4 protein-coding genes are annotated in these 2,831 nt (G+C 69.4%); 2 read left to right on the top strand and 2 right to left on the bottom strand.

What is annotated here, in order from left to right; genetic code table 11:
- Positions 1 to 222: 222 nt before the first annotated feature.
- Positions 223 to 600, top strand: a complete 378-nt coding sequence (locus K1Y72_RS35790; RefSeq protein WP_220170995.1) for a hypothetical protein — start codon at positions 223 to 225, stop codon at positions 598 to 600.
- Positions 601 to 945: 345 nt separating this feature from the next.
- Here K1Y72_RS35790 and K1Y72_RS35785 read toward each other — a convergent pair whose 3' ends face one another.
- A complete protein-coding gene (locus tag K1Y72_RS35785) occupies positions 946 to 1,116 on the bottom strand; it encodes a hypothetical protein (RefSeq protein WP_220170994.1) in 171 nt (56 codons plus the stop codon).
- Between the two features lie 446 nt (positions 1,117 to 1,562).
- Positions 1,563 to 1,829, bottom strand: a complete 267-nt coding sequence (locus tag K1Y72_RS35780; RefSeq protein WP_220170993.1) for a hypothetical protein — start codon at positions 1,827 to 1,829, stop codon at positions 1,563 to 1,565.
- Positions 1,830 to 1,866: 37 nt separating this feature from the next.
- Between K1Y72_RS35780 and K1Y72_RS35775 the strand changes: the two genes are divergently transcribed.
- On the top strand, positions 1,867 to 2,772 hold the full coding sequence (locus K1Y72_RS35775) for a helix-turn-helix domain-containing protein (protein WP_220170992.1): 906 nt from the start codon (positions 1,867 to 1,869) through the stop codon (positions 2,770 to 2,772).
- Positions 2,773 to 2,831: the final 59 nt, after the last annotated feature.

The raw sequence follows: 2,831 nt of genomic DNA, 5'->3' as shown, positions 1-2,831 counted from the left end.
GAACGCTCCTCGGCCTCGGGGCGGCCGCGAGCCGGCCGGCCTCGCTCGTCCAAGTCCACCGGCCGCCCGCCTCCACCGCGACCACCCCGTACCGCTGACCGGAACCACATCGGCGGCAGCTCCCGGCGCTGCGAAGACCGGAAGGCGGGCGGCGGCCGTGGAACCGGGTGGTCGCGACGGCGCGTCCCATCGGAGCGCTCCGCCTGACGGAAGGTGAGACCGATGACCGCACGGTGGAAGGGCAGCGCCGATCTCCCGACCGATCTGCCCGTCGGCAACAGGGGCTTCGCCTTGGCCTGCCTGGAGGTGGAGCCCGGCGGGGTGCGGATCACCGTCACGGGCGGGCGCGAGGCGCTCGTGTCCCGCGACGAGGTGGCGAAGGTGTACGTGTGCCGGGAGTTCGGGCAGTACGCCTTGTGCTTCCAGATGAAGGACGCCCGCGACTACGTCGTCCACTTGCGGCGAAAGCACGCGAAAGAGGCGTTCCAAGCCGTCGAGAAGGCCGGTTATCCCGTCACCCGGAACGTATACCGGCCCTACTACGGGCGCATCGACCAGGCCGACACCGCCCGCGTGCAGGAGCAGACGGCACGCGGTTGAACAGCAGTCGGCGGCCCTGGCCGAGGCTGCTCTCGGCATCGGACGGGCCGTCGGGGGTGCCGCGCGTCCGCCCCGTCCCGCCAGGCACGGCGGCCGTGATGCCTGGCGGGACGGCCGCCGGGGACAATTCCGACGGCCAGCAGCTCGCCCACAAAGGCGCTGTGGTCCCCGAGCGCGGCCGCCCAGGAATCGGTCTGCGCGTGCGGGTCGTGCCCGTCGACGACCGCCCGGTCACCGCGTGTTGAGATGCGGCGTGTTGGGCACTTCGAAGATCGAAAGTGCCCAACACGCCGCATCTCGACTGTGCGCGACCGGCCGGTCATCGCCGGGGGCGGTGCATCCCGGTCAGTAGACGACCAGGACGCTGAAGCGGTCGCGGCGGTGGACCGTTCCGTGCAGGCCGCCGCCCAGCTCGTTGGTGGCACTGTCGATCTCGGCGTCCGTCAGCTTGGCGGCCAACTCCTCGGCCTCTCGTTTCAGCGCCGCGTAGTCCTTGCGCCGCTCGTCCTCATTCACGGCCGGCCACCTCCCGCCGTACCACCGCGACGACCGAGGCCGCCGCGTCCCCGGGCAGTCCGATCTCCCGGCACGGCCCGTTCCGATCGGGCACACAGAAATGCATCGACTTGCCCCCGTCCAGCCAATGACAGAAGACCGTCATCCACCCTGTTCCTTCCCTCTGTACGCAGACCTGCGCCAGGGACAGCGCATCGGGGAGCACCCCGCTCCGGACGGCCAGCCCCGCCCGCCGCAGCTCCCGCTCCAGCCGCCCCATCTCCTCGGCGGCCGACGGCCGGCTCACCGCGGACTCTCCCAGAAGTCTCCGCGCGCCCCGCGCGAGTGCCGTCCCCGTCGCTCCGGTCCCCGTCTCCGGCGTCGACCCAGCAGTGCGCCTGCCGCTCCGGCGACAACCCCGGCGACGAAAGCGGCAAGGCCCACCCCTGCCAGGATCTCGTCACCCGTCACGACGAGATCCTCACCATCCGGGCGAGGACGCTCTTGTACACCGCGTACTCGCGGTCCGCCTGCACCATGAGAATGCGCAAGGCGCCTTCGGTCGGCGCCGCCAGCCGCTCCCGCAGACCCGCCGCCCGGTGACCTTCCGCCAGCGGAACCCGAAGCTCGGTCCACCATTCCTCGCGTCGCACATCCATTCGCGGCTCGCACCACCGCGACGCCGCGACCGGTTCGGATGCGCGGCCCCCGCCACCAGGTTCCTTGAAGCCCATGTCTCACTCTCCGTGAGGGTCTACAACTCCTTACAGGGTGGTATTCGCCGAGTGGAAAATCCTGTGTACGGCGGCCATCTGGGAGATCCAGGGAGATGGGGGTCCGTTGATGGGGATCAAGCGAACGAACGACGATCTTCCCGATCCGCGCGATTCGATGTGGGACTTCGTGGCCCACTACCTGCGTTTCGAGCGCACGAAGCGCGGAATCTCGGGCGAGGCGCTGGGGCGCGTCCTCAACATCAGCAAGAGCAAGGTGTCCCGGATAGAAGTGGGAGAAGAACGCCTCACCTGGAGCGCGGCCAAGAAACTCGACAAGGTGTGGGAGACGGGGACCCTTTTCGAGATCCTCGTCTGGTACGCCTCCATCGGGCACGACCCGCAGTGGTACCCGCAGTACGTGGACAAGGAGGGCCGGGCCGCGATCCTCACGAAGTTCGAGTCGGAGGTCGTCTCGGGGCTGCTCCAGACCGAGGCGTACACGCGGGCGCTGATCCTCGGCGGCATCGAGGCCGCCGACGTGGACAGGCTCGCCGCCGACCGTCTGAGGCGGCAGGAGATCCTTCAGCGCCAGCCGGCCCCTTTCCTGAGCGTCATCATGTCCCAGAACGCGCTGGAGTGGCCGGTCGGCGGTCCCGAGATCATGCGCGAGCAGCTCGCGCTCCTCCTCGCTGTCTCAGAGAGTCCCAATGTGGTCCTCCGGATCGTTCCCCGTACGTGGGAGACGGGGGCATACCCTGGACTGAACGGGAGCTTCTCGCTCCTCTCGGGCGGCGAGTTCGGGGAGGTGGCGTACGCGGAGTCTCCCGGCCGGGGCCGCCTGGTCTCGGCGCCGGAGGATGTGCGCTCGTACGTCGTCCGGATGAAGATGATCGAGGCGAAGGCCCTGCCCGAGAGCCGGTCCAGGGACCTGATCCGGAAGGTGATGGAGGAGTGCGGGTGACCGAACCTCGCTGGTTCAAGTCCAGCTACAGCGGAACCGAGCAAGGCGACTGCGTCGAG

Origin of the sequence: Actinomadura parmotrematis (assembly GCF_019458805.1) — a bacterium.
GTDB lineage: Bacteria > Actinomycetota > Actinomycetes > Streptosporangiales > Streptosporangiaceae > Spirillospora > Spirillospora parmotrematis.
Note: the sequence above shows the minus strand (reverse complement) of the source record. Positions and strands in the feature narration are given on the sequence as shown.